This window comes from Bifidobacterium sp. MSK.17.10, from assembly GCF_019129655.1.
GTDB classification, from domain to species: Bacteria; Actinomycetota; Actinomycetes; order Actinomycetales; family Bifidobacteriaceae; genus Bifidobacterium; species Bifidobacterium adolescentis.
Genome location: NZ_JAHOJD010000003.1, coordinates 244,175 through 266,721, shown reverse-complemented (window position 1 = coordinate 266,721; position 22,547 = coordinate 244,175). Strand labels below are relative to the sequence as shown.

General features: G+C 61.6%; 16 protein-coding genes and 1 other RNA gene. 6 read left to right on the top strand and 11 right to left on the bottom strand.

Annotated elements, in window-relative coordinates; genetic code table 11:
• The first annotated feature begins 71 nt into the window (after positions 1-71).
• A complete protein-coding gene (locus KSX58_RS03815; RefSeq protein WP_035010266.1) occupies positions 72-1,496 on the top strand; it encodes an MFS transporter in 1,425 nt (474 codons plus the stop codon).
• 122 nt (positions 1,497-1,618) lie between these two features.
• Here KSX58_RS03815 and KSX58_RS03810 read toward each other — a convergent pair whose 3' ends face one another.
• A complete protein-coding gene (locus KSX58_RS03810) occupies positions 1,619-2,155 on the bottom strand; it encodes a GtrA family protein (RefSeq protein ID WP_026646565.1) in 537 nt (178 codons plus the stop codon).
• 107 nt (positions 2,156-2,262) lie between these two features.
• Here KSX58_RS03810 and KSX58_RS03805 point away from each other — a divergent pair, with 107 nt between their 5' ends.
• A complete protein-coding gene (locus KSX58_RS03805) occupies positions 2,263-2,610 on the top strand; it encodes a phenylpyruvate tautomerase MIF-related protein (protein WP_151918841.1) in 348 nt (115 codons plus the stop codon).
• Positions 2,611-3,048: 438 nt separating this feature from the next.
• Here the strand turns inward: KSX58_RS03805 and KSX58_RS03800 are convergent, their stop codons facing one another.
• From KSX58_RS03800 to ptsP, 4 genes are all read right to left on the bottom strand, one after another.
• A complete protein-coding gene (locus KSX58_RS03800) occupies positions 3,049-4,566 on the bottom strand; it encodes a formate--tetrahydrofolate ligase (RefSeq protein WP_034984144.1) in 1,518 nt (505 codons plus the stop codon).
• A 264-nt stretch (positions 4,567-4,830) separates the two neighbouring features.
• Positions 4,831-6,423 carry a C69 family dipeptidase gene (locus KSX58_RS03795; protein ID WP_217735808.1) on the bottom strand — a complete coding sequence of 531 codons (1,593 nt, stop codon included), beginning with the start codon at positions 6,421-6,423 and terminating at the stop codon, positions 4,831-4,833.
• Positions 6,424-6,531: 108 nt separating this feature from the next.
• Positions 6,532-7,089 (bottom strand): YbhB/YbcL family Raf kinase inhibitor-like protein, encoded by a 558-nt coding sequence (locus KSX58_RS03790; RefSeq protein WP_217735807.1) that lies wholly within the window; start codon positions 7,087-7,089, stop codon positions 6,532-6,534.
• 273 nt (positions 7,090-7,362) lie between these two features.
• Entirely contained in the window at positions 7,363-9,012 is a 1,650-nt protein-coding gene (gene ptsP, locus KSX58_RS03785; protein WP_041777217.1) for a phosphoenolpyruvate--protein phosphotransferase, read from the bottom strand.
• Positions 9,013-9,354: 342 nt separating this feature from the next.
• Here ptsP and KSX58_RS03780 point away from each other — a divergent pair, with 342 nt between their 5' ends.
• On the top strand, positions 9,355-9,615 hold the full coding sequence (locus KSX58_RS03780; RefSeq protein ID WP_003807548.1) for an HPr family phosphocarrier protein: 261 nt from the start codon (positions 9,355-9,357) through the stop codon (positions 9,613-9,615).
• Between the two features lie 229 nt (positions 9,616-9,844).
• Positions 9,845-10,900: a LacI family DNA-binding transcriptional regulator gene (locus KSX58_RS03775; protein ID WP_085407497.1), complete on the top strand. Its 1,056-nt coding sequence runs from the start codon at positions 9,845-9,847 to the stop codon at positions 10,898-10,900.
• A 42-nt stretch (positions 10,901-10,942) separates the two neighbouring features.
• Here the strand turns inward: KSX58_RS03775 and KSX58_RS03770 are convergent, their stop codons facing one another.
• The 5 genes from KSX58_RS03770 to ffs all read right to left on the bottom strand — a co-directional run bounded on the left by KSX58_RS03770 (position 10,943) and on the right by ffs (position 17,292).
• Complete coding sequence (locus tag KSX58_RS03770) at positions 10,943-12,091, bottom strand: DNA polymerase III subunit delta' (protein ID WP_151910521.1); 1,149 nt, start codon at positions 12,089-12,091, stop codon at positions 10,943-10,945.
• The gene (gene tmk, locus KSX58_RS03765) at positions 12,088-12,741 is read right to left on the bottom strand and encodes a dTMP kinase (protein ID WP_003807542.1); all 654 of its coding nucleotides are present in this window, start codon (positions 12,739-12,741) and stop codon (positions 12,088-12,090) included. Before tmk ends, KSX58_RS03770 begins: the two co-directional genes overlap by 4 nt.
• 121 nt (positions 12,742-12,862) lie before the next feature.
• A complete protein-coding gene (topA, locus tag KSX58_RS03760; protein ID WP_217735806.1) occupies positions 12,863-15,940 on the bottom strand; it encodes a type I DNA topoisomerase in 3,078 nt (1,025 codons plus the stop codon).
• Between the two features lie 111 nt (positions 15,941-16,051).
• Positions 16,052-17,143 (bottom strand): phosphatase PAP2 family protein, encoded by a 1,092-nt coding sequence (locus KSX58_RS03755; RefSeq protein ID WP_055680135.1) that lies wholly within the window; start codon positions 17,141-17,143, stop codon positions 16,052-16,054.
• A 52-nt stretch (positions 17,144-17,195) separates the two neighbouring features.
• Positions 17,196-17,292: signal recognition particle sRNA small type (ffs, locus tag KSX58_RS03750), an RNA gene on the bottom strand.
• Between the two features lie 133 nt (positions 17,293-17,425).
• Between ffs and glf the strand changes: the two genes are divergently transcribed.
• Positions 17,426-18,604 carry a UDP-galactopyranose mutase gene (gene glf / locus KSX58_RS03745; protein ID WP_217735805.1) on the top strand — a complete coding sequence of 393 codons (1,179 nt, stop codon included), beginning with the start codon at positions 17,426-17,428 and terminating at the stop codon, positions 18,602-18,604.
• Between the two features lie 227 nt (positions 18,605-18,831).
• On the opposite strand, the gene KSX58_RS03740 is transcribed toward glf, so the two are convergent.
• A complete protein-coding gene (locus KSX58_RS03740; RefSeq protein ID WP_080863390.1) occupies positions 18,832-19,974 on the bottom strand; it encodes an inositol-3-phosphate synthase in 1,143 nt (380 codons plus the stop codon).
• A 219-nt stretch (positions 19,975-20,193) separates the two neighbouring features.
• Here KSX58_RS03740 and KSX58_RS03735 point away from each other — a divergent pair, with 219 nt between their 5' ends.
• Positions 20,194-22,500 (top strand): transglycosylase domain-containing protein, encoded by a 2,307-nt coding sequence (locus KSX58_RS03735; RefSeq protein ID WP_217735804.1) that lies wholly within the window; start codon positions 20,194-20,196, stop codon positions 22,498-22,500.
• Positions 22,501-22,547 lie beyond the last annotated feature (47 nt).

Sequence of the window (22,547 nt, the reverse complement as noted above, 5' to 3'; positions counted from 1 at the left end):
CCATCAGTCCGCACGCGACGCAAAGCTGCGGACGTCACGAGCGAAACCGTGAGCGGAAAGGAGCGGCAAGCATGACCAACAATGTCCTCGTCGGCGTCAAAGACATCGGCCAACGTCTTTTCGGAGGGTATGCGGAGCTGCTTCGCATACCGCACACCGCGCGATTCTCCGTCGGATCGGTAATCGCCTGCATGCCGTTCCCAATGGTCGGCATGACGATCACGATTTCCGTGCAGCATTACTACGGCAACTATTCGCTGGCGGGCGCGCTGACGGCCGTGCAGGCGATCGCGCTGGCCGTGGCGAGCCCGGTGCTCGGCAAGCTGGTCGACAAATTCGGTCAACGGCAGGTGTCGATTCCCACAATCATCGTGTGGATGGTGGCGGCGATCGCGCTGGTCTCCTGCATCACCGCACGCGTGCCGTCGTGGATCCTGTTCTGCATAGTGCCGTTCATGGCCGCGATTCCGCCGTGGGGCGCGATGAGCCGTCAACGTTGGACGACGCTGCTCAAGGGCGATGCGGAGAAGACGAACCGTGCGCTGTCGCTGTCCGGCGTATTCGACGAGTGCATGTGGGTTATCGGCAATCCGCTGGCGTCCACATTGGCCGTGATCTCCGGACTGCTGGCGTTCTCGTTCACCGGCATGTGCGTGGTGATCGGCGCGCTGATGTTCCTGACGGAGCTTACGACCGAGCCGAAGTCGCAGACCCAGCTGGCCCGCGAGGCGGGCATGACCCGCAAGGAGTACCGCGAGCGCGAGGCCGCCCGGTCCAAGGCGCTGCAGGCCGAGGCCGCGGTAGAGTACGCGCGCAACAAGGCGCGTGCGGAAGGCAAGACGGCGGCCGAGGTGCAGGCTGCGATGGAGAAGGCCGAGGCGGAGGTGAAGGCCGGACGCAAGGAGTCGATCTGGGGTCCGGGCCTGATCGCGGTGTGCGTGACGTGGTTCGGCCTGGGAGCGTTCCAGTCGGCCGCAGGCATTTCGATCGTCGCGTTTGCCACCGAGGCGCATATGAAGCAGTTCACGGGATTCGTGTTCGCCTGCTTCTCGTTCAGCTCTCTGATCGGCGCGCTCGTGTATGGTGCGAAAAATTGGACGATTCCACTGTGGAAGCGTTTCTACTTCTGTCTTGCGGTGGTGAATCTTGGAATCGGTTCGTTCATGTTCGCCAAGCATTTATGGGTGATCATGATCATCTACCTGTGCATCGGCGTCTGCCAGGCTCCGACGTGGGTGAACGGCAACCAGCTGATGCTGCACCTGGTTCCGCCCACACGTTTCACGGAGGGTATGGCTTGGATGGGCGCAATGAATTCGATCGGCGGTTCGGTCGGTTCCGCGATCGCCGGACAGTTCATCGACCGCATGGGCTCGCGGGGCGGTTTCATTGTGGTGACGGCGTTGGCGTTGACGTCGCTGGCGATCGCGATGCTTGGTTTCAAGCAGATCAAAGAATCCACCGAACAGCCGACGCTTACCAACGTGAGTGTGTGAACCGTATAAACGAGCCGGCAATCCCAGGAAACGTACGCCAACCGCAGAAAGGCGCGTCCGAATCGCAATAAAAATCCGATTCGGACGCGCCTTTTCGTATGCCGTATACGAAACGCCGCCAGCTACTTCGGCCAGCCCTTCGGCGTGTGCTCCAGCGACCAGACGCCCAGCTTGTGCGAGAAGCTGTTCTCCCACTTGGCCTCCAGCTCTTCGGGAGTCAGGCGGTTCTCCTGCTTCTTCAAGCGGTTCATCGCATTGGTGTGCGTATCGTCCAGCAGCCACTTGCGGGTCAGGAAGTTCCACACCATCACCACGGCGGTGGCGATGAGCTTGCCCACGTTGGTGCGGATCAGGTATTCGGTGCTCTGCGACACGTAGGCATCGTGGTTCATGCCGTACGTGGAGATCCAGATGATGGCGTCGTTCATAAACAGGCCGATCACCGCGCCGACCACGAAGATGACGATCTCCATCCAACGCGCCATATCGTCGCGATGCTTGAACACGACCTTCATGCTGGCCACGTAGTTGAAGATCAGGGAGATGATAAAGGAGATGGTGGCGGCGAGCACATTATGCATGTGGAACAGGCCGACCAGAAGATTCAGGATGCCCCAGTCGATGATGAAGGCGATCACGCCCACAATGCCGAATTTCATCAGCTGTTCAATCAGTTTTTTCACACAGAATATTAAACACGCGCACGCAGACCACCTAGACTTGGGTGACGAAGGACATTATTTTCCAACGATTGCAAGGAGCAGCAATGCCAGTCATTCACACGCATGTTTCCGTTTCCACCACCCCTGAGCAGCGCGAGGCGCTGAAGGCCGCCTACGGCAAGGCCATCACCGCAGTTCCCGGCAAGTCTGAAGGCTGGCTGATGTGCCCGTTCGAAGACAATATGCCGATTTATTTCGGCGGTGACGATTCCAAGCCGGCCGCATACGTGGAAGTGAATGTGTTCGGCCGTTCCGTGCCGGGTTCCGCCTGGGAGAAGCTGACCGAGCAGATCATGGCCGCGCTGGGCAAGGAACTGGGCATTCCGGCCGACCGCACATACATCCGCTACACCGCCACGACTGACTGGGGCTGGAACGGTGGAAACTTCTGACGAAGTTCCACCGTTCCTTCGAGGTTTGCCCATATTGCAAACCTCTCACCTCACCTACGGGAAGCACGTCTAGGAAGCTCGCCTGACTACGGCAGGGAAATCGCAATATCAGCACCCCCGACCGCTCACAAAAGCGAGAAACGGGCCTTTTCTACGGGACGTGAGCGAAAAGGGGTATGAAAACCGGCAAAATCGTCAGTAATCATACCCCCTTTTGCTCATAAGAGAGAAAATCGCCCCATTCCGCAACTCGTGAGCAAAAGGGTGCGCACATGCAAGCACGCCCGCACCCACAAACGGACAACGTAAAGGTATCACCCACGAAAAAAGCCGCCGGCCCGAACGGGACCAGCGGCTTTGTATTTACGCCGAATCAACGATTAGCGAGCGCCCTCGACGGTACGGGACGTACCGCCACGCGGCGCAATCGCAAGAAAATCAGACGATCTTCGGCATCGGGGTGGTCAGCGACGTGGTGAGGTTCACGTGCACCAGGCCCGCGCCGGAATGCACTTCGACCTTCTTCAGCGTGACGGTGCGCTCGGCTTCCGGAGCGCGGTCGTTGTCGGTCATGGTGGCCGGAGACTTCACCGCGACCAGAGCAAGCGAGCCGAAATCGATGCCCGCGCTGGCGCACAGACCCTCGGCGGCCTGCAACGACTCGGCGAAACCGTCCTTCAGAATCACACGGTCGGCCGGAACGCCATACGCATGCTCGGCCACCCAACGCACGTTCTCCACCAAAGCCATGCCCTTGTGGCTGTGCGGTTCGGCCGGCATAGAACCGTTCGTCACGGCATCGACGAACGCATCGAGCTGCGGGGCGAGCGCGTCGCCACCGTCGCGGTACAGGTTGCCGATAATCGGGTCGCGGAATTCCAGTTCCTTGGCGGTGTCCTTGAGCGCTGGAATCTGATCATCCTCGCCATCCCACAGGTTGATAAGCGGGAACGTAGGAATATCAAGACCTTCGAGGCGCTGCACATGGAACGGGTAGCGCCATGCCAGATCCGGATCGTCACGCCACGTGGAAGCGCGGGTCACGACGATGGCTGCGGACGGCCACTGCGCGTCGTATTCGCGGCAGGCTATGTCAAGCCACTTCTGCGCGCCAGCGTCGGTACCATAGCCGGCTTCGACGATGACCACGTCATGCAGCGCGCACGCCATCTCCACGGAAACCAGCGTCGGAATGCCGATGGACACGTTGGCGAACGGGCCGCCGTGCACGTACACCGGAGAGCCGTTCACGGTCTCCGTCTTGGCTGGCTTCACGGCGTCGCCGAGGATGCCGGTGATACGCCACAGGTCAACGAATTCGCCGAAGGTCACGGCCTTGCCATCCTTCGTGCCGGCGACCATCTTGGCAACGCGCTCGGAGATCTCATCCATGGAACGCGACAGCACAACGATCTGCATGAGCTCGCAGGTCGGGGTGAGCACCACACGCTCAGCCACGTCGCCCTTTCCACGGTCCACTGCGATCTGGCGCAGGGAACGGGACGGCACTTCGGAGACGCGCGGTACGAGGATGGTGTCCAGCTTGCCGTCGTCAACAGCCTTCTCCGCAAAGGAGACCAACAGGTTCTGGGCGGCCTCGATGGCTCCCATTTCACCGCACAGACCCCAGTCGATCAGCTCCGGGTGGGTCAGGGAGGCCTTGCCGCCGCCCGACGCGCCACCCTTGGAACCGGCTGCGGTGATGCCCATGCTCGGCTGGCGCAGCACGGCTGCCGCGTCGATGCCACGCTCACGAAGCGCATCGATCAGCGCAATCGTAGTGGTGGTCTTGCCTTCGCCGCGGGACGCCTTCAGCGGGGTGTCGGCGGTGACGAGGACGACCTTGCCATGCTTGCGCGGCGCATCAGGATTCTTCTTCAGGTAATCGAGATAGCCGAACGCATCAATCTTCTGCACCAGACCGTATTGGCTGGTGAAATCCTCAATGCTGGTCACTGGGTTCCTTTCTTGGGAAAGCATTCCGCTGTATGGCGCACAACGTACGCGACAGACATCGCCTATGCAACGCGCGCCGGCACGAGCGGAAAAGCAAAGACGATCGCCATTCTAATAAGCACGCGCCACCAAAGAAAACCGGCTCCCGCACAGCGGACGCGCGCCGACCGTCATACGGAACTGTTTGTGGCGAACGCTGTGCGGAAGCCGGTTGCTACGCGGGTTTTCGTAGAATTTCTTGCGATTGCGCAATCGCAGAAAATATCAGAAGTCGGACATGTGGAAGCCGTTCTTCATGTTCATGCTGGTGGTGTAGAGCACGGAGTCGAGCAGCTTGTCGGTTTCCTCCTTGAGCTGCGCGGCCATGGTCTCGTTGGCGGCGGCGAGCACTTCGCGGGCTTCGCCGTTGCGCACGGCTTCGATGATTTCGTCCGGTTCCATCGGCTGCACGTCGCCGATCTCGTCTTCGGCGTCGAATTCGTCGACCACGCCTTCCACCAGTCGGTCGATCTGCTCGTCGGTGGCGGCTACCATGCGGTGGCCCATGCCGCCGGTCTTCTCCTGGTAGCGCTCCACCGCGTTGGCGGTGTCGGCGAAGCTGGCGTCGCACAGGGCCGCGATGATGCGGTTCTCCCAGTAGAAGTTTTCGGAGGTGACGCGCGTGGTAGTGTCCTCAAGGTACTTCGGCGTGGAGTCGACGTTCGGGAAGAACGGCACGAGCGTGTTGAACGGGTTGGAACCGTAGGCGATCCACTGCACGGCACGGTTGACCTGCGGGCGGTACGGGCGGATCTGCATGACGGACAGCTGGCTCTGACGGTTGATGCCGATCGGACGGAACATGTGGCGCGAATGCTGGTCGCCGAGCTTTCCATACGGATCGTACGGGGTGCCCTGATAGTGGGAGCTCAACACGTACTTCACGTCTTCGATGGTGATCTTGCGATCAGGCTGGCGAGCCCATGGAATGTCGTCCGAAGTCGGCTGGTGGTCGGCGTCCTGACCGTCCCACTGCTCGTCGTACGGGTTGAGGAAGCGCTGCATGTACCAAGCGCGCGGGGTGTTGTAGACGTGGTCGGAATCGGAGTGGGAGCCGAACGCGTCACGCGGGTTGAACGGGGTGACGTTCTCCACGGCCAGGTCGAGGTGGTTGCGTTCGATGAATTCACCGAGGTCCGCGGAGCACATATGCTCCTCCTGGTCGCCGAGCGCGTCGTCGAGGTCGAATTCGTCGATGCCGAGCTGGTTCGGCATGGTCACGTATGCCTCGTCCGGCACACGCTTGGCGATCCAGTGGTGGCCTCCGACGGTTTCAAGCCACCAGATCTCGTCCACGTCGGAGAAGGCGACGCCGTTCATTTCGTACGTGCCGTACTGTTCGAGCAGAGCGCCGAGACGTGCCACGCCTTCACGGGCGGTCTTGACGTACGGCAGTACGAGGGTGAGGAAGTCCTCTTCGCCAATGCCGCCGGGCACTTCCGGCTCGTAGCCGGCTTCGCCTTTCTTGCCTTTGGCTGGGGTGAGTTCCACGAACGGGTCGGCGCCGAGCACGCGCTCGTTGGTGGTGAGGGTTTCGGTGGCGCTCATGGCCACATTCGCCTCATTGACGCCGGCTTCGCCCCAGATACCTTCCTTCAGATCCGCGTTCGGCACGGCCGTGTACTGCAACGGCTCGTCCGGCAGATCCACTTCCACATGGGACAGCACGCTCTTATAGTGGCGCGGCTGCTCGTCCGGCTTGACGACGATGAAGCGCTTCGGGCAGAATTCGCCGTTCGCGCTGTCCTCATTGCGGGCGATGATGGTCGATCCGTCATAACTTGCGTCCTTGCCGACCAGAATCGTGGTGCATGCCATATATGTAGGTTCCTTTCGTTTGTTTTGTTTACGTTTGCGGTATTCTTTGGTATTTTCTTGCGATTACGCGGTTTGCGCCTTGCCGGCTGTTCTCGCCGGTTTCGCCGGTCACGCCTTGCCGGTCAGGAAGATAGCGCCTTGGTCCGCGATCGCACCGGAATTACGCAACGCGCGTTCCATCTCGTTGAGCCAGAAGCCTTGATTGAGACCATTAAGAGGCGCGGTGGTGCCCCATACGTGCAGGTAGTATTCGTGATCCCAATCAGGCGGATACGGACCGTTGTAACGCATGGTGACGGCGGGATCGCCGCTACGGCCTTTCAACAACGGCGATGCGGCGGACGTGCGTCCCTGCACCGTCTCGGGAATCATCGCGGAAACCGTGCGGGAAAAATCGGCCGGAATCGCCAATGCATGTGAATCGTTGAAATCGTACATCAGCGCGTCCACGGGCAGATTGGCGAGCGACCAATGGTTCCACTGGAAACCGCACACCGGAATGGAATCGGGATCGACGAATTCCCAATGCAGAAACTGCACGGACGGGTCGAGCTCGTCGATATAGAAGGGGAAGGAAACGATCGGAGTGCCGTCGATGCAGTTCTCAGGCGGCGCCGCCTTGGCGAACGCGTCGGGAATGACGGTGAAATCTGCGGAAATCTTCATGCTTCCAGTATCGCGCATGCGCGTGACGCGACGCGGCCGTATGACGCGTCTACGCCGGTGGCGCAATCGACGCAATCGCAGCAATCGACGCAACCCGCAACCGAAACGACCCCGTCCGCGCGGCGATCGCACGAAACGGGGTCATTCCGGGAAACAGGGCCTATCAGAACCGAATCGCTCTCATAGGCACATTTGCAGTGGCGGAACCCTGCGGCCGCGATAACGCAGCCGCAAAGTCCGGAATAGCCGAGCGAAAGAAAGAAGGGGGAAAAATCACTCGGCCGGCTTGTAGAAGTCGCCGTTGAGGGCTGCGGCCGCCTTGGCTTTGGCCTCTTCGAAGGTGACTTCGGCGAGGGAGGCGCGCACATCGTCCAGCGCCACCGGGGTCATGGACAGCGAGTTGACGCCGAGACCGGCCAGCACGACCGCCAGATCCGGATCGGCCGCGGCCTCGCCGCACACGCCCACCGGCATGCCCTTGGCGTTGCCCGCGTCGCAGATCATCTTGATGGCGCGCAGCACCGCCGGATGCCATGCGGTCTGATAGTTGGCCACGGAGCCGAGGGTACGGTCGGCGGCAAGGGTGTACTGGGTCAGGTCGTTGGTGCCGATGGACACGAAGTCGGCCACGTCAGCCACCTTGTCGGCCATCAGGGCGATCGACGGCACTTCGGCCATCGCGCCCACAAACTTTAGGCCGAAGCTCTTGCCGAGCTTGACGAAGTAGTCGGCCTCATGCTGGTCGGCGACCATCGGGGCCATGACCCACAGGTTCGCGTCGGTTGCGGCGTCGGCGGCGGCGAGCGCCTTGAGCTGGCCTTCGAGCACGTCCATGTGGGCGCGCAGGGTACGCAGGCCACGCAGACCGAGGGCCGGGTTCGGCTCGTCTTCCGGAGTCAGGAACGGCAGCGGCTTGTCGGCGCCGGCGTCGAGCATGCGGATCACGACCTTCTTGCCCGGGAACTGGCTGAGCAGCTCGGTGTAGGCCTTGGTCTGCTCTTCGACGCTCGGCGGCTCGGAGTTGCCGATGAACAGGAATTCGGTACGGAACAGGCCAACGCCTTCGGCGCCGTATTCCAGCGCCTTCGCGGCGTCGGACGGCTTGCCGACGTTGGCGAGCAGCGGAATCAGGTGGCCGTCCTTGGTGGCGCCCGGCTTGCCACGCAGTTCCTTGGCTGCGGCGGCACGGGACTTGGCGGCTTCGGCGGCGGCGATCTCGTCTTCGCTCGGGTTCACCACGATCTCACCCTTGGCTGCGTTGACGATGACGTTGGTGCCGTTCTCAAGTTCGGCGGCTTCGGCGGCGGAGACGACCGCGACGATGCCACGGGCGCGCGCCAGAATGGCGGTGTGGGAGGTCGGACCGCCCTGGGAGGTAACGATGGCCAGGGTCTTGCTCATGTCGAGCGCGGCGGTGTCGGCCGGGGACAGGTCTTCGGCGACGAGCACGAACGGGGTTTCGCTGACCGGCAGTCCCGGAGCGGGAGCGCCCATGAGGTCGGCGATCACGCGCTGGCCGACGTCATGCAGGTCGGCTGCGCGCTCGGCCTGGTAGCCGCCGATGGCGCGGAACATGTCTTCGACCGCGCCGAAGCCTTCCAGCACGGCGCGCTCGGCGGTCTTGCCCTGGTTGATGAGGTCCTTGATGGACTGCGCAAGGGACGGATCGGAGGCGAACATGGCGATGGCCTGCAGGATCGGGGCGGCCTGCTTGGCGCCTTCGTCGCCGTTGGCGGCCTCTTCGGCGCGACGGTTCAGGTCGGCGTTGACGAGGGCGAGCGACTTTTCGACGCGGGCGATTTCGGTTTCCGCGGAGATGTTTTCGGCGCGCGGAGCGTCCGACGGTTCCGGCAGCGGAGCGGCCATGCGAATGACCGGGCCGACTGCGACGCCACGACCGATACCAACACCCTTAATGTTCATGAGAACTCCTTTTCCTGTTTCCTTGGAAAAAATATGGATACGCAAACGATTGCAGGATTATGCCTGCCTTGCATAGGTGAGTTACTGCAATGATCCCCACCGTCTTTGCCGGTAAATCATTTTCAGCCTGCGATTAGTATACACGAAATTCCCGCAAAACAAAACCGGTAAACGTTTTCTGTGTTTCGTAAAAACTGTGCTATGATAATCGCAAGAAATGCAGATGCCGGCAAAAGCCGCATATTGCAATCGATATGCAAAAATCGATATACATCGACGTGTAAATATCGAGACGACCCAACGTAAGCAAACCAACCACCAACCACAACAAAGGAGACCATTATGGCAACCCGCAATCTCGTCATCAACGATCCGGTCGGCATTCACGCCCGTCCGGCCGCCATGTTCGCGCAGGCCGTCACCGCTTCCGGCCAGACCGTGACCATCGCCAAGGAAGGCGGCAACGCCGTTCCGGCCGGCTCCATCCTGTCCATCATGGGTCTGGGCATCAAGCAGGGCGACACCGTGGTCATCAACGTCGAAGGCGACAACGCCGAGGCCGTGGCCGACAACCTGGCCAACATCCTCGTCAACGCCGAGTGACGCACCGCGCATAACGCGCTGACGCACTGACGTACGAACGTTTCGACCGCCCGCCATATTCGACGGGCGGTCGTTCTATTCTTAATAGGTTCTTCGCGGCTCGAACCGGTTCATCAGACCAGACCTTTGACCGAGAAGCACACAGGGGTTCAGGGCACCCTCTAGGGCATTTTGAAAAACACTTAGGGAGCCGGCAAACGCAAGCCGGACACGACGGAAAGGACAGCGCATGGCAGGCAGAACCGACAGCGGCAGCTCAATCACCAACGTCGCGGCGACGGCCGGCGTGTCCATCGCCACCGTCTCACGCGTGCTGTCCGGCAAACGCGGCAAGGACGACGATATCGCCCGCCGCGTGCGCGAAGCCGCCAAACAGCTCGGCTATTCCGTCAACTACGCGGCGAGCGCGCTGCGCAGCGACGTGACGAAAACCATCGGCCTGGTCATTCCGAGCGCCACGGAACCGTTCTCCGCGCAACTGCTCGACGAGATCGAGCCGACCATCGACACCGAATCGCAACAGCTGCTGCTGGGCATCGGAGCCACGCAGGAAGCGCAGGCGGAACGCATCGAATCGCTGGCCAACCGCCATGTGGACGGGCTGATCGTGGTGCCCGCGGCCGGCGCTGACCTTGCCGGAACGCTGAACCAGTACGCGAACACGCTGCCGATCGTGCAAATCTGCGGACGGCAGACCGCGCCGCGCGTGTCCGTGGTAGGCATCGACGAAAACGCCGCGATGGAGGCGATCGTCAAACATCTGGCCGAGCAGGGCATCGCGTCCGCCGCATACATGGCCGGCAACGAGCTGTCTTTCGAATCGGCGGAACTGTTCGCCACATTCCACACGCATATGCGCACTTACGGGCTTGCCACCAGCGAAAACTGGAACCAGTTCGGCGAACGTACCGTGCAGCGCGGTTTCGATTGCGCCATGCGGCTGTTCAACGGGCCGCTCGTACAGCCGGAAGCCGTGGTCTGCGCCGACGATGCGATCGCGTTCGGCGTGATGGTGGCGTTCGACGCGTTGGGAATCCGCGTGCCGGAGGACGTGCTGGTGGTCGGCTACCATGATTCCGCCATCGCGCGTACCACCATGCCCCGTCTGACGTCGGTGCGTGCGCCGTTTGAGCGTATTGTGTCGGAATGCTTGCGATTGCTGGCTTCCGGTCCTGCCGGAGGCGCGGCGGAGACGGCTGCTGCGCCAGGCGGCAGCGTGCGCGCGCCCCGTGTCATGCTTGCCCCGCAGCTTATTGTGCGGGATTCTTCGGTGTTCCGCCGGTGAATCGCGAATCGAATCGCCGGTAATTACTGGAAATTACGAAAATCACGGAATCAGCGCGCAGAACAGCGCTTCGAACACCAAAACCGGATTGCCGTTGCCATTGAGCCTGCGGCGCGCGGTGGCGATGTCCTCCAGCCGGCGCACGGCCCCCGTACGGTCGAGCCGTACCGACAATTCCGTGATGGCGGAACGGTTTTCGAGGTTGATGAGCCCCACCGCGTCCTCGGCGTTGTTCTGCAGCACCGCCACGTCACGGTAGATACTGGCGACCGAATTGAGCGCACGGTCGAGCACGTCACGCGTGAGTCTGGTGGCGCGTCGTTTGAGCTCGTCTTTTTTGGCGATCGCATTGTATGCGCCACGCAGTTTCGGGGGTATGCGGTCTTTGGGTCCGAGCCCGTTGATGCGGCGGAAATCGGCTTCCGCTTCGGACGCTTTGACGTTGACTTCCGCTTCGGCCTGCGCCTTCGCGTTGTCGATGAGGTTGCCGGCCAATAGCACGGCATCCGACGCGCGATGCAAGCCGAGCACGCCGACGATGAGCTCGTCGCGGTCCGTCATGATGCGTTCGTCCTTGGCATACAGGCTCGCGATGCCGATGTGCCCCTCCGACAATCGTGCCGCACGCGCCGCGATATTCGGCTCGAAACCTTGCGATTCCAAGAATTTCGCCACCGCCTGGTTGGACGGTACGGCCAAGTTGACGATGCGCGTGCGCGAGCGGATGGTCGGCAGCACGTCTTGGGCGCTGGGCGCGCACAGCAGCCAGATGGTGTGCGGGCTCGGCTCTTCGATTTCCTTCAACAGCACGTTAGTGGTGCGTTCCATCATGCGGTCGACGTCTTCGATGACGATGATGCGCCACGGCGCGGTGCCGGGCATCTGCTCGGATGTGGTGATGATGTCACGCACCTCGTCGATGCCGATGGTCACTTTGTTGGTGGCCAGCACGCTCACGTCGGGGTGGGTGCCGGCAAGCACCTGCTCGGTGGTTTTGGTCGGCTCATCGTTCAGGCCATGATCGGGGCTTTCGAGCGCGGCGGCGAACGCGCGGGCAACGTTGGAACGGCCCGATCCGGGAGGGCCGCAGATCAGCCACGACTGCGCGATGGCCTTCGGGTCGCCGCTGGCGATGGCCTTCAGCTGTTCGACCACCTGCGCTTGGCCTACTATGGAGTTCCACACGCTCATGCGATACCCCCGTCAGCGGTGCTCACGGTGTCGAAATCGGCTTTGATACGCGCCCACACGTCTTCGATGGACTGGCTTGCGTCAATGACGTGGAACCGTTCCGGCTCACGTTCAGCCAAGTCGAGGAACGCGACGCGTGTGCGACGCTGGAAGTCATTGCCGGCCGCCTCCATGCGGTCTTCGGCATGCTGCAGCCGCGCATGCGATTGCGCCGGATCCATATCCAGCAGATACGTGCGTTCCGGCAGCAGACCGTTCGTGGCCCACATGCTCAGGTTTCGGATTTCCGCGGCCGTCAGCTCGCGGCCGCCCGCCTGGTACGCCAAAGAGGAATCGAGATACCGGTCGGTGATGACCACCGCGCCGCGTTGCAGAGCGGGCAGAATCACTTCCGCGACGTGCTGCGCGCGGTCGGCGGCGAACAACAGCGCCTCCGTACGCGGGGCGATGTCGGCACAATCGTTCTCATCCCCCGTATCCACGCCGTGCAACAGCATTTTGCGAATCGCCACGCCCAATGCGGTGCCGCCCGGCTCGCGCGTGACCACGCATTCGCGGCCCTGAGATTCAACATATGCGCGCAACCGTTCGACCTGCGTGGTCTTGCCCACGCCGTCAACGCCTTCAAACGAGATAAAAGTGCCCTGCATGCCTTTCACTGTACCGTGCGCCCCTGCCGTGCCCGGCCATTCGGCCCACGGCTTGGTGTCGCACGATGCCGATTGTCTTGCGGAACATCAGATCGTGCGACGTTTCGCGCGCCGCATAACGTCAGCGTGCGGGAACGACTTCAGGACGCGCGTAGCCTTCGTTGGCGGTCAGCCAGTCGACGTCAGCCTTCACGGTGGACGCGGTGGAGCCGATCTCCTTCGCTATACGCGTATTCGCCCAACCCTTGTCGGCCAGTTCACGCACCTTGGCACGGCGGTCGGCACGCGCCTGTTCGGTCGCGCTCACCTTCTTCGCGGATTTCGCTCCTTTGGCAGCGCCCTTCTTGGCTCCCTTCGCAGCCGTCTTGCGGCCACGACGCTTCGACGGCCCCTGCGCGCGCTTCTCCGCCAGCAGGCGGAACGCCTCGGCCGGTTCGATCGATTCGGGCGCATACTGCTTCGGCAGTGTACGGTTTGTCTCGCCGTCGGTGATGTACGCGCCGTAGAAGCCGTCCTTGATGGTCACGTGCTTCTGGGTTTCCGGATCGGTGCCCAAGTCGCGCAACGGCGGCTTGGCCGCGCCACGTCCGCGACCGCGTCCGTACTTCGGCTGCGCGAACAGTTCCTTGGCCTTCTCCAAGTCGACGGTGAAGATCTCGTCTTCGGAAGCCAGCGAACGCGTGTCGGACTTGCCGTCGGCACCGGTCTTGGTCAGGTACGGGCCGTAACGGCCATTGTTGGCCATGACCGTAACCGTTTGCATTTCGCCGGTTTCGGCGTTCGCCTCATCGTAGGAGCCGACTTCGCGCGGCAGGCTCAGCAGTTTCAGCGCGTCTTCCAACGTCAGCGATTCGGAACTCATCGTCTTGAACAGCGACGCCATCTTCGGACGGTCGGAAGCCGCCTTCTTACCGCCGGAACGCTTCGTCTTGCCCGCCTTGCCTGCGGCGGACTCGGCAGCGGTATCGCCGGCATCTTCCGCGCTCGGCATGACCAACGCCACGTACGGGCCGAACCGGCCATTGCGTACCTCGACGGTGCCGCCGGACGCCGGGTCCTTGCCCAGTTCACGCGGCCCACCGGAATGGTTTTCAATCAGATCGTGGCCGACCTCGACGGTCAGCTCATCCGGAGCGAGCGTATCCGGCAGCGAGGCGCGCTTCGGATTGCCTTCCGCATCCAGATGCTTCATGTCCTCAAGATACGGGCCATAACGGCCGACGCGCACGTGCAGGCCATCGCCGATATCGATGGTGTTGATCTCACGCGCATCAATCTCGCCAAGCTGCGCCACCTGCTGCTGCAGGCCCTCATGCGCCTCGTCGGCGGACTGGGCCGCACCATCGCCGGAACCGAAGTAGAAGCGGGTCAGCCACGCCTTGCCGGTCTCATGGCCACCAGCAATCTGGTCGAGGCCGGTTTCCATATCGGCGGTGAACTCGTAATCCACATACTTCGGGAACTTCGTTTCAAGCAGTTTGGTGACGGAGAACGCCAGCCAGGACGGAATCAGCGCACGGCCACGCTCGTACACGTACCCGCGGTCGATGATTGTGGAGATGATGCTCGCATACGTGGACGGACGGCCGATTTCCTTCTGTTCCAACGTTTTGACGAGCGACGCTTCGGTGTAGCGCGCCGGCGGCTGGGTCTCGTGGCCGTCCGCGGCAACGTCCACGGCGGCAAGCTCGTCGCCCGGCTGCATCGGCGGCAGGGAAACGCTGTCATCGATCTTCTTCGAAGCCTTCGCACTGCCGGTGGTCTTCGAGTCCACCTTCACGCCCGCCGCTTCGGCGCTCTTCTTCGCGTCGACAACGCTACGGCGGCCCTCGCCGGTGGCCTTCATGAAGCCGGGGAATTCGATGACGGTGCCGGACGCCTGGAACATGGCCTCGCCGTCGGATTCGGTCGGCGCGGACAGACGCACGGTGGCGGTGGAACCGGTCGCATCGGCCATCTGGCAGGCCAGCGTGCGCTGCCAGATCAGGGTGTACAGCTTGAGCTGGTCGGCCGGCACTTTGGTGGCGATTTCAGCCGGATCGCGGAAATGCGCGCCCGCCGGTCGGATACATTCATGGGCTTCCTGCGCGCCCGCCGTCTTCGTGGCGTACTGCTTGGGCGCATCGGACAAGTACTTTTCGCCGAAGTGCCGCGACACCGCTTCACGGGCGGCCGCGATCGCCTCCTGCGACAGCGTCACCGAATCGGTACGCATGTACGTGATGAAACCGTTTTCGTACAGGCCCTGCGCGGCACGCATGGTCTGGCGCGAGCTCATGCCGAGGCGATTGCCGGCCGTCTGCTGCAGCGTGGACGTGGTGAACGGCGGCACCGGACGGCGACGGTACGGCTTGGTTTCCATCGACGAGACGGTGAACGTCGCATATTCCAGCGATCGCGCGATCGCATTCGCGTGCGTTTCGTCCAGCTGCACGACGTTGTCTTTGACGCCGGCGGCGGTCAGCTGGCCATCATCGCCGAAATCCTTGGAACCGGCCAAACGACGGCCGCCAAGCGACACCATGCGAGAATCGAATGCGACATTGTTACCGTCGGCGTCGGGCGCTTCCAGCGTGGCGGTGACATCCCAATAGGGGGCACGCACGAACGCCATGCGCTCACGCTCACGTTCCACGATCAGACGGGTGGCCACGGACTGCACGCGGCCCGCTGACAGGCCCGGACCGACTTTGCGCCACAGCACCGGGGACAGCTCATAGCCGTACAGACGGTCCAGAATACGACGGGTTTCCTGGGCGTCCACCATGGCGGCGTCCACATCACGCGTGTTGTTCAGCGACGCCTTGATCGCTTCCGGCGTGATCTCGTGGAACACCATGCGCTTGACGGGCACCTTCGGCTTCAGCGTCTGCACAAGATGCCATGCGATCGCCTCACCTTCGCGATCCTCATCAGTGGCGAGGTAGAGGGTGTCTGCCTTCTTCAGCGCGCTTTTCAGGTCGGCAACGGTTTTCTTCTTGTTGCCGTCCACGATGTAATACGGCTTGAATCCGTCTTCGATATCCACGCCGAACTTGCCGTACTTGGCTTTCTCGGCCGCCGGCACCTGGCTGGGCTGAGCAAGGTCGCGGATATGGCCGACCGATGCCATGACCGTGTATCCGGAGCCCAAGTATCCGCCAATCTTCTTCGCCTTGGTAGGAGACTCCACAATAACGAGCTTGCTGCCGGTAGCCATAGCCACTCCTTATTACTAGTGTTTGCAACGCAATAATACTCACTGAATACGGAGAAATGGCAAACCGCCCGTGTGGCGCATGGACGGCAGCATGCCCGGAACCGGCTGTTTTCAGCGCTTCGGCGGCGCGGGCGGCGCTCCCACCAAACCCAGTTTCGTCAACGGCGAGGCGGTCAGCTGACGCATGGCGAGCGTTATGCCAAGCACCAGCGCGGAATCGGCGGCCGTCAGCAGCGCCGTGGAGGCGCACGCGCCGGCATTCGTCCATTCGGCGCTCATGGCGAGTCCCGGCTGAATCTGCCAGATGATATACGCGCCGTACAGGATGCCCAATACGCCAATCGTCAGCATCACACTGCCGACGATCTGCACGCTTGCCGACGAGACGCGCGTGCCCGGCTCATCCATGCTGCTGGCGAACGTGGTGGCAAGCGCCAGCAACGCCAGTCCGCCGACGATCAGCAGCGCCATAATCACGTCGGTCGGACGATGCCATTGCGCCGCGATCACCGACAATCCGACCAGCACCGTATACGCCCAACCAATCACCGCCACCAGCGCACGCAGCACGCGCGGCACGGCGCACAGCAGCATCACGCTTGCCGCAGCGGCAAGGATGACATGCCCGGAAGGCGCGGAATTATTAGGATTCGATTCCAAATTAATAAGATACGGGCGTGGCAGCAGCGGCTTCAACAGTTCGGCCGCGGCGAAACACAGGCCTCCGAATACAGCGAGCTGCGCGATCGACAGCCACCGTTTGCGCACGATCAGCACGGCAAACGCGATTGCCCCCATGATGACGCTGGTGGTGATGACCACTGCGGAAATGGCGAAGACGTGCACGACCGGCGCCAGCCAACCCGGCAACGCGGTATCGAGTTTCGACCAGACGATATCCTCATAGCTTTGGCCGTCCATGGTACGCACGCCAAGCCACCAGACGCCGGCGGAAGCGGCAAGCATCAGCAGACCGAACACCACGCACAGCACGATGCTGGACACGCGCGGATGGCGGGTCAGCGGATCCGCCTGAGCCAAGCCTTTGTTGACATCCTGCGGAGAAAGCACCGCCTCGACTTCGCGCATATCAGGGAACGACAACGATTCCAACGGTTCCGCAGGCGTTGCTGCCGTGGGCTGCTGAAGCATGTTCACAGGCTGCTGTGGATCTCGGACAAGTGGCTTGAATTCGTTGGTCATAGTCACCGAGAATACGGCATCGCCCCTACTGTGGGAACGAATCGGAGAAGATATAGAAAAACCTCCACGCACCCGGAAGAGGCCACTTACCCTTGCTGCATTCCTGCCCTGGGGGAGTTGGGTGACATACCGCCACGCGGAGGCTCTTGCCATATTACACCATGCCCGGACCTCGCCGCACCGACTAGACGCACGGGTACACTTGAGAAGGAATCGCACGCCACCCCTGTGCGTTTGCGTGGCTGCGATAAGCATCGATAACGTTTGGAAGGTTGTTTTCTTATGACTGATGCGGTGGAGTATCCCGATCTGGTGGTCGTGGGCGCGGGCCTGTTCGGCCTGACCGTGGCCCAGCAGGCCGTCGAGCATCTGGGCGTGGGGGTCGAGATCATCGACGTGCGCGACCATATCGGCGGCAACGCGTACAGCTACATGGACGAGGAGACCGGCGCGGAGATCCACAAGTACGGCGCGCACCTGTTCCACACGTCCAACAAGAGGGTCTGGGACTATGTGAACCGTTTCACAAGCTTCACGGACTACGTGCACCGCGTGTACGCCACGCACGACGGCGAGGTGTATCCCCTGCCGATCAACCTGGGCACCATCAACCAGTTCTTCCACGCGCACTACACGCCGGCCGAGGCGAAGGCCCTGGTCGACGGGCAGGCCGGCGAATTGGCGGGCACGGACCCGAAGAACCTCAACGACAAGGGCATTTCGCTGATCGGCCGTCCGCTGTACGAGGCGTTCATCAAGAACTACACGGGCAAGCAGTGGCAGACCGATCCGAAGGACCTGCCCGCGGGCATCATCAACCGTCTGCCGGTGCGGTTCAACTACGACAACCGGTATTTCAGGGACACGTGGGAGGGCCTGCCCACGGACGGCTACACCGCGTGGATGGAGCGCATGATCGACGATCCGCGCATCCACGTGACCCTCAGGACCGACTTCTTCGACGAGTCCCAGCCGTACAACAGGAAGGCCTTGGCCGCGGCGGGCGTGCCGGTGGTGTACACGGGTCCGGTGGACCGCTACTTCGACTACTCGCTCGGCGAGCTGAAGTGGCGCACGGTGGACTTCAGGGAGGTGCGTTACGACGAGGGCGACCATTTCGGATGCCCGGTGATGAACTTCTCCGACGCGGACGTGCCGTACACGCGCGCGATCGAGTTCAAGAACTTCAACCCGGAGCGCAGGGCTTCGCAGAACCCGGACAGGACCGTGGTGTGGGAGGAGTACAGCCGTTTCGCCGAGCGTGGCGACGAGCCGTATTATCCGATCAACACGGAGGCCGACAAGGCGTTGTACGCGAGGTACGAGGAGCTCGCGAAGGCCGAGCCGCTCACGGTGTTCGGCGGCCGTCTGGGCACGTACAAGTACTACGACATGCACAATGTGATCGACACCGCGTTGACCGCGTACGAGCAGCAGGTCGAACCACTCCTCAAAAAGTGACGCGATATACATTGCGCAACATATGATTCCCCGTTCGTGCTGCTGCGGTGTACGACCATTGGCCACCACCGCCGCAGCGTTCCGGGACAACAAAAATCCCTATGGCATTACCCCAGGCCATAGGGATTTTCATTATATGCTGATTCTGCCTACGAATCAGGCGAGTGGGTCGAGGCCTACGAGATGGGTTGTCATTGCCATCGCAAGTCTGCCGTCAGCAACGCACGCTATGCGCGCCACACATCCTTGCCGGCGGCCTTCGCGGCCGCCACATCGGCGTCAAGCTGCTCTTCGGTGCCTTCGACATCGCCCTTGATGAATTCCTCCACCAAGCGGCGAGCCTCGCCATCCTCATGCTGCACGGCCGGGGACTTCATGAAGTAGGAGCTCGGAGCCAGCACCGGACCGGCCAGGTGGCGGTCGAGCGCAATCTTGGCCGCGCGCACGGCGTCGATCACAATACCGGCGGAATTCGGGGAATCCCACACCTCGAGCTTGTATTCGAGGTTCAGCGGCACATCGCCGAACGTGGTGCCTTCCAAACGCACGAACGCGAACTTGCGGTCGTCAAGCCAAGCCACGTAATCGGACGGGCCGATATGCACGTTGTGCGGATCCATGTCGTGCGGCACCACGGAAGTGACGGCGCGGGTCTTGGAGATCTTCTTGGACTCCAGACGGGAACGCTGCAGCATGTTCATGAAGTCCATGTTGCCGCCGACGTTAAGCTGGTACGTACGATCCAGACGCACGCCGCGATCCTCGAACAGACGGGCCAGCACGCGGTGCGTGATGGTGGCGCCGACCTGCGACTTGATATCGTCGCCGACGATCGGCACACCAGCGTCACGGAACTTCTGCGCCCACTCCGGATCGGAGGCGATGAACACCGGCAGGCAGTTCACGAACGCACAGCCAGCGTCCATAGCGGCCTGAGCGTAAGCCTTGTCCGCCTTCTCGGAACCAACCGGCAGGTAGGAAACCAGCACGTCGACCTTCTTGTCACGCAGCACCTGCGCCACATCCACCGGCTCGGCGTCCGACTCCGTAATCATCTGACGGTAGTACTCGCCCAAACCGTCGTTGGTCGGGCCACGCAGCACCTCCACACCCAGATTCGGCACGTCCGCGAACTTGATGGTGTTGTTCTGGGAGGCTCCGATCGCCTCGGACAGGTCCTTGCCCACCTTCAGCGCATCGACGTCGAACGCGGTGACGAATTCGATGTCACGCACGCGGTAGCCACCGAAATTGTTGTGCATCAGGCCGGGAATCTTATCCTCGTCCTTGGTGTCCTTGTAATACTCAACGCCCTGCACCAGCGACGAGGCGCAATTGCCCACGCCGGCGATAGCCACTCGAATGCTCATCTGAAAACGACTCCTCTGTTATGCATTTCGCAGGTATACCAATCCCCAAGCATACCCACAACCGCATTGTAAACTGAAAAATCACTGAAAAACGGCCATATTACGGCAGTCGTCAACAGATTGTCGATTTGTAAAAAAGCTGCGCAAAAACATGTTTTTCCAGTCGGACAGCACCATCTACACCCTTGTTTTTCAGGTCGTTCGGCTACGGTGGAAACCATGGTTTCACGAACACGAAGTGTCAGCTCACGCTCAAAAAGCGCCCGCAGCGGCAGCGCAACGTCCACGACGCCACGGGTGGGCACCACCTACGGGGTCCATGGAGAAGTGCTGAGCAAGCCGCCCCAGGGGCCGAAGCACACTTCGCATCGCGCACCCAAAAAGACCAGAAAACACAAGCATCTCGTGCTCAAATGGGTGCTCGGCATCTTCGCGGCGCTCATCGCGGCAGGTATCGGCCTGTTCGCCTACATGTACATCACCACGGAAATCCCGCAGCCGGAAAAGTTCGCGCTGGCTGAAAAGACGACCGTGTATTACAACGACGGCACCACGCCGATCGGCAGCTATGCGGAGCAGAATCGCGAAATCATCAGCTGCGCAGACCTGCCCGACTACGTCGGCAACGCGATTGTGGCTTCGGAAGACCGCTCCTTCTATACCAATAAGGGCATCGATCCGATCGGCATCGCACGCGCGTTCTACAACAACCTGACCACCGGTAGCAGGCAGGGCGGTTCCACCATCACCCAGCAGTATGCGGAACGCTATTATCTGGGCGAAACCACCTCGTACGTGGGCAAACTGCGTGAGGCGTTCCTGGCGGTCAAAATCGCCCAAGCACAGGACAAGAGCCAGGTGTTGTGCAACTACATGAACACCATCTATCTCGGCCGTGGCGCATACGGCATCCAGGCAGCGGCCAAAGCGTACTTCGGCAAGGACGCGAAGGATCTGACGCTCTCCGAAGCGGCCATGCTTGCCGGCATCATTCCCGCGCCGAGCGTATGGACCCCCGACGTGAATCCCAAGCAAGCTGAAAAACGTTACAAGCGCGTGCTGAACATCATGGACGAAGACGGCTACATCACGCCGGACGAGAAGAAAGCCGCGAAATTCCCGCAAACCATCGAAATCCAACAGAACAACCAGATGTCCGGACCGAACGGATACCTGTTGACGATGGTGCAGAACGAACTCGTCAACACCAAGGCGTTCAGCAAGCAGGACCTGGAAACCGGCGGCTACAAAATCGTCACCACCATTGACAAATCGAAGCAGGACCTGATGTTCTCCACCATCAGTCCCTCCCAAAACGGCATGCAAGGCATCGTGCCCGACGGCATGCAGTTCGGCGCGCTGTCGGTGAACCCCAAGGACGGTTCCATCATCTCGCTGTACGCAGGAGACGACTACCTGACCAAGCAGCTCAACAACGTCACCCAGGCAACGTACGAAGTCGGCTCCACCATGAAGCCGTTCGCATTGCTGGCCGCCGTCAACGAAGGCGTCAGCCTCAACACGTACTTCAACGGCAACTCGTACCGGACGTTCCCGGGCATCACCGAAACGGTGAGCAACTACGGCGGCGAGAATCTGGGATACGTGAACCTGTACACGGCGACGGAACAATCCTCGAACACCGTGTACATGGATCTGCAAACCAAGCTCGGCGCGCAGAAAATCGCCGAAACCGCACGGCAGGCCGGCGTTGACGATTCGTCTTTGGATGGTTCCAACCCGTTCACCGTGCTCGGCAACAACGGCCTGACCCTCAAGGACATGACGCAGGGATACGCCACACTGGCCAACCAAGGCAACAAGCCGACGCTGCATATCGTTGCCCAAGTGCAGACGGCGAACGGCACCGACCTGTACAACGCGCCGACCTCGGCGGAGCAGACGTTCGAAGCGAACAACGCGAATCTCGTGACGAAGGCGCTTACCGGCGTGGTCCAGCGAGGCACCGCCACCGAGGCGCGTGCCACTGGGCACACCATTGCCGGCAAGTCAGGCACCGCAAACGATTCCAACGCAGCGAGCTTCATCGGCTACACGCCGTCCATGCTGACTTCTGTGGCGATGTGGTATCCGGACGACAACGGCAACCCGCAGGAGATTCCCGCATTCGGCAGCTGGACCGGCGGCAGCGATTACCCCGTGCATCTCTTCACCGAATACATGAAGCAGGCACTGGCCGATACGCCGAACGAAACGTTCCCCGACGCCACCGATAACGGCAAGGTCGGCGGACCGGACGGTACGTGGGGCACCGGCGCGCAGAAGACCTGGACTAGAAAGCAGCAGACCACCGTGACTCCGCGCACCGAGGAGAACACCCAACAGACCACGCCGAATCAGACCGAGGAAACGCAGAATACCGGTCAGGGCGGTGGCGACGGCGGTAATAGTGGCGGTATCCCCGCTAACGGCGACGGTAACGACACCAACGGTGGCAATGGCGGAGGAACCAGTGGCGATAATTCCGGTAATAACGGCGCCAATAGCGATACATCGCAGCAATAGCAGTCGCTGACTGCGATTGCCGTCGCGGTCAGCGAACACGCAAAGGG

What these genes read in the sequence shown, in the direction of transcription:
- KSX58_RS03815 (WP_035010266.1), top strand. Translation starts at nt 72, where the DNA reads ATGACCAACAATGTCCTCGTCGGCGTCAAAGACATCGGCCAACGTCTT.
- KSX58_RS03810 (WP_026646565.1), bottom strand. Translation starts at nt 2,155, where the DNA reads ATGAAATTCGGCATTGTGGGCGTGATCGCCTTCATCATCGACTGGGGC.
- KSX58_RS03805 (WP_151918841.1), top strand. Translation starts at nt 2,263, where the DNA reads ATGCCAGTCATTCACACGCATGTTTCCGTTTCCACCACCCCTGAGCAG.
- KSX58_RS03795 (WP_217735808.1), bottom strand. Translation starts at nt 6,423, where the DNA reads ATGGCATGCACCACGATTCTGGTCGGCAAGGACGCAAGTTATGACGGA.
- KSX58_RS03790 (WP_217735807.1), bottom strand. Translation starts at nt 7,089, where the DNA reads ATGAAGATTTCCGCAGATTTCACCGTCATTCCCGACGCGTTCGCCAAG.
- ptsP (WP_041777217.1), bottom strand. Translation starts at nt 9,012, where the DNA reads ATGAACATTAAGGGTGTTGGTATCGGTCGTGGCGTCGCAGTCGGCCCG.
- KSX58_RS03780 (WP_003807548.1), top strand. Translation starts at nt 9,355, where the DNA reads ATGGCAACCCGCAATCTCGTCATCAACGATCCGGTCGGCATTCACGCC.
- KSX58_RS03775 (WP_085407497.1), top strand. Translation starts at nt 9,845, where the DNA reads ATGGCAGGCAGAACCGACAGCGGCAGCTCAATCACCAACGTCGCGGCG.
- KSX58_RS03770 (WP_151910521.1), bottom strand. Translation starts at nt 12,091, where the DNA reads ATGAGCGTGTGGAACTCCATAGTAGGCCAAGCGCAGGTGGTCGAACAG.
- tmk (WP_003807542.1), bottom strand. Translation starts at nt 12,741, where the DNA reads ATGCAGGGCACTTTTATCTCGTTTGAAGGCGTTGACGGCGTGGGCAAG.
- topA (WP_217735806.1), bottom strand. Translation starts at nt 15,940, where the DNA reads ATGGCTACCGGCAGCAAGCTCGTTATTGTGGAGTCTCCTACCAAGGCG.
- KSX58_RS03755 (WP_055680135.1), bottom strand. Translation starts at nt 17,143, where the DNA reads ATGACCAACGAATTCAAGCCACTTGTCCGAGATCCACAGCAGCCTGTG.
- glf (WP_217735805.1), top strand. Translation starts at nt 17,426, where the DNA reads ATGACTGATGCGGTGGAGTATCCCGATCTGGTGGTCGTGGGCGCGGGC.
- KSX58_RS03740 (WP_080863390.1), bottom strand. Translation starts at nt 19,974, where the DNA reads ATGAGCATTCGAGTGGCTATCGCCGGCGTGGGCAATTGCGCCTCGTCG.
- KSX58_RS03735 (WP_217735804.1), top strand. Translation starts at nt 20,194, where the DNA reads ATGGTTTCACGAACACGAAGTGTCAGCTCACGCTCAAAAAGCGCCCGC.